This window comes from Streptococcus oralis, from assembly GCF_001579175.1.
In the GTDB taxonomy this organism is placed as follows: Bacteria; Bacillota; Bacilli; order Lactobacillales; family Streptococcaceae; genus Streptococcus; species Streptococcus oralis_O.
Genome location: NZ_KQ970760.1, coordinates 188,580 through 192,164 on the forward strand (window position 1 = coordinate 188,580; position 3,585 = coordinate 192,164).

Below are 3,585 nucleotides of genomic sequence, written 5' to 3' on the forward strand. Positions count from 1 at the left end.
GGAACCATCGCACAGCGGGGTCGACTAGAGGCACCAGGAGTCTTTCCAACTAGTTTTGATGTCTTGCACCTTCAGACAGGAGGAGTGAGCCAGAAAGACATGAAGGACTTGGACCAACGATTTTGGAGCCGATTTAAACAAGCTGATTTTTCCCAGACGACCTTTGGTCTTTCTTACATGAAGGACGAGGATATGGATAGTGGTGCCTATGACCAGCTAGTGGAGACTCTTTGCCAGACAGGAGCCAAGATCTTGTCGAAAGGAACCGCAGGTCGACACAATGATGACACAGGTACAAACGTTGCCTGGTTTATTCATTTTTATAAGATGATACTAGAAGAATACGGAAGAGGTGAGACATGATTATCATCAAGAGAGAGGATATTAGGTGGGGTGAGATGGGAGCCACTTATCTTTACGGGAGCCAGATCACCTATCATGCAGACGGTCATGTTACCCTGAAAAATCCTTTGCTGGCTTCAGGTGAAACCCTTAAAACCTGGTTTTCTAGTGTCAACTATCAGGCTACTAGAAGCCAGCCCAGCCTCCCTCTTCTTAAGAAAAATCACACCTACCGTCTCTCTATGAAGATGCAGGTTCAACCAGCCAATGGTCTCTATCTCAAACTGACTTTTTTAAACCGTTATGAGGAAATCATCGAGGAGAAGATTGAAAGACAATTTTCCTTTAGCTTCACCTATCCTGAAGCGGCCTACACCTACCGCCTTTCCTTGATTAGTGCAGGTTTTGAGGCTCTTGACTTTGTTTCGTTTTCTATTGAGGAGGATGCTGGTGTTTAATCGTTTGTATCAGGAAAGACAACTGAGAAAGGTCAAGAAGCTTCTAAGCCAAATCAACGCCCTTAAAGAAGAGATGGCAGCTCTCAGTGATGGGGAAATGGCTGCAAAGACAGAGGAGTTTCGCCAGCGCCTTGCCCAGGGAGAAACCTTAGATGAGCTATTGGTAGAAGCCTATGCCCTTGTCCGTGAGGCCGATAAACGTGTCTTGGGCCTCTTCCCCTATGATGTGCAAGTCATGGGAGCCATTGTGATCCACCAAGGAAATGTGGCTGAGATGAATACGGGTGAAGGCAAGACCTTGACTGCCACCATGCCCCTCTACCTCAATTCCCTAACGGGAAAAGGCAGTATGCTGGTCACAACCAATGACTATCTGGCTAGACGGGATGCGAGTGAAATGGGCCCAGTCTACCAATTTTTAGGCCTAACTGTCGGTCTGCCTTTTTCAGAGGATTCAAAAGAGGACTTGACTGCGGAAGAGAAGAGAAAAATCTACACCTCAGACATTGTCTACACGACCAATAGTGTCCTGGGCTTTGACTATCTCAATGACAATCTTGCCTCAACTAGTGAGGGGAAATTCCTGCCTCCCTTTAACTATGTCATCATTGATGAGATCGATGATATTCTACTCGATAGTGCTCAAACTCCCTTGATTATCGCAGGTTCTCCCCGCGTCCAGTCTAACTATTATGGGATGATTGATACCCTAGTGACGACCTTGGTCAAGGGAGAAGACTACATCTACAAGGAAGAAAAAGACCAGGTTTGGTTGACCCGAAAGGGAGCCCATACGGTTGAAGGATTCCTAGGAATCGACCATCTTTATAAGGAAGAGTACGCCAGTTATGTTCGGCATCTGGTCTATGCTCTTAGAGCTCATACGCTCTTTACCAAGGACAAGGACTATCTGGTTCGAGGTCAAGAGATGGTTTTGCTGGATAAGAGCACAGGTCGCCTGATGGAAATGACCAAACTTCAAGGAGGCCTCCATCAAGCCATCGAAGCCAAGGAACATGTGAAACTTTCTCCTGAAACCAGAGCCATGGCTTCAATCACCTACCAGAGTCTCTTTAAGATGTTTCGTAAAATCTCAGGTATGACAGGAACGGGAAAGGTGGCAGAGAAAGAATTTTTCGAAACCTACAATATGGCCGTCATTCGCATCCCAACCAATCGCCCACTTAGGCGAATTGACCATCCAGACAATCTCTATGTTACCCTCCCTGAGAAGGTGTATGCCTCTCTGGAAGCTATCAAGACCTATCACGCCAAAGGCAACCCACTCCTGATTTTTGTCGGATCTGTTGAAATGTCCAAGCTATACTCATCTTTGCTCTTGCGAGAGGGGATTTCCCACAATGTCCTGAATGCCAATCATGCGGCGCGTGAAGCCCAGATCATCGCAGAGTCTGGACAGATGGGAGCCGTGACCGTTGCGACTTCTATGGCAGGTCGCGGGACAGATATCAAGCTCGGTCCAGGGGTAGCAGAATTGGGTGGTTTGATTGTGATTGGTACCGAGCGAATGGAGAGCCGACGGATTGACCTGCAAATCAGAGGTCGTTCTGGTCGACAGGGGGATCCAGGTATGTCTCAATTTTTCGTATCGCTTGAAGATGATGTGATCAAAAAGTTCGGACCGTCTTGGGTTCACGACCTGTATCAAGACTACCAAGTGGAAGATATTAGCAAGCCTATCCTACTCAAGGCTCGCAAGTACCGCAATCTCGTCAGAAAAGCCCAAGAGGCTAGTGATAGTGCCAGTCGCTCAGCACGCAGACAAACCTTAGAGTATGCGGAAAGCGTTAATATTCAGCGTCAGATGGTCTACAAAGAAAGAGATCGCTTGCTAGATGGGAGCCGTGATTTAGGGCATATCCTTGAAGATATACTGGCAGACTATACCAAACAAATCTCAGAAAAAGCCTATAGCAGCCCCCAAGAACTCTTTCACTTCATCGTGACCAATATTAGCTTTGGGATGAGAGAATTACCAGCCGATTTGAATTTAGCTGATGCAGATCAGATTCGGGAGTTACTAGAGGAAATAATAGCCAAGGAAATAGCAACTAAAAAGGAAGTCCTCCAACCTCACCAGCTTTATGATTCATTTCTGAGAATATCCATGCTCAAGGCGATTGATGACAATTGGGTTGAGCAAGTCGACTATCTCCAACAGCTCAGTCTAGCAATCGGGAGCCAGTCTGCTTCTCAAAAGAACCCTATCGTGGAGTACTATCAGGAGGCCTATGCAGGCTTTGAAACCATGAAGCAACAAATCCGTACAGATATGGTACGCAATCTTCTCATGGGGATTGTGGAAGTAACGCCCAAAGGTGAGATTCTCACCCATTTTCCATAAAAAGAGGATCATATGACAATTTACAACATAAATCTAGGAATCGGTTGGGCGAGTAGTGGTGTTGAATATGCTCAGGCCTACCGAGCAGGGATTTTTAGAAGCTTAGACCTAGCATCTAAGTTTATCTTTACAGACTTGATTTTAGCTGACAATATCCAGCATTTAACGGCCAATATCGGCTTTGCGGATGATCAGGTAATCTGGCTTTACAATCATTTTACAGATATCAAGCTAGCACCGACCAGTGTTACAGTTGACGAGGTTTTGGCCTCTTTTGGTGGCCTTGAGAGTCATAGGGAGCAGGATGGCAAGGTCTTGCGTGTCTACTTTTCAGACGAGGACAAGTTTGTGACCTGCTACTTGGTAGACTCGGCTAAGAATCTAGTGCAGCATGCAGAGTATGTGTTTGGGGGGAACTTG

General features: G+C 46.3%; 3 protein-coding genes and 1 pseudogene. All 4 read left to right on the forward strand.

Going from position 1 to position 3,585, the window contains the following annotated elements:
- The coding region (locus tag SORDD24_RS11650) for an accessory Sec system protein Asp2 (protein WP_330997366.1) at positions 1–363 on the forward strand (363 nt) is incomplete at its 5' end.
- Complete coding sequence (gene asp3, locus SORDD24_RS05210) at positions 360–800, forward strand: accessory Sec system protein Asp3 (protein WP_061408289.1); 441 nt, start codon at positions 360–362, stop codon at positions 798–800. The genes SORDD24_RS11650 and asp3, both read left to right, overlap by 4 nt.
- Positions 793–3,165, forward strand: coding sequence for an accessory Sec system translocase SecA2 (gene secA2, locus SORDD24_RS05215; protein WP_061408292.1), 2,373 nt, complete (start codon positions 793–795; stop codon positions 3,163–3,165). The genes asp3 and secA2 overlap by 8 nt, the downstream gene beginning before the upstream one ends.
- Before the next feature lie 12 nt (positions 3,166–3,177).
- Positions 3,178–3,585, forward strand: a pseudogene (locus SORDD24_RS11655) (accessory Sec system glycosyltransferase GtfA); the annotation flags it as partial.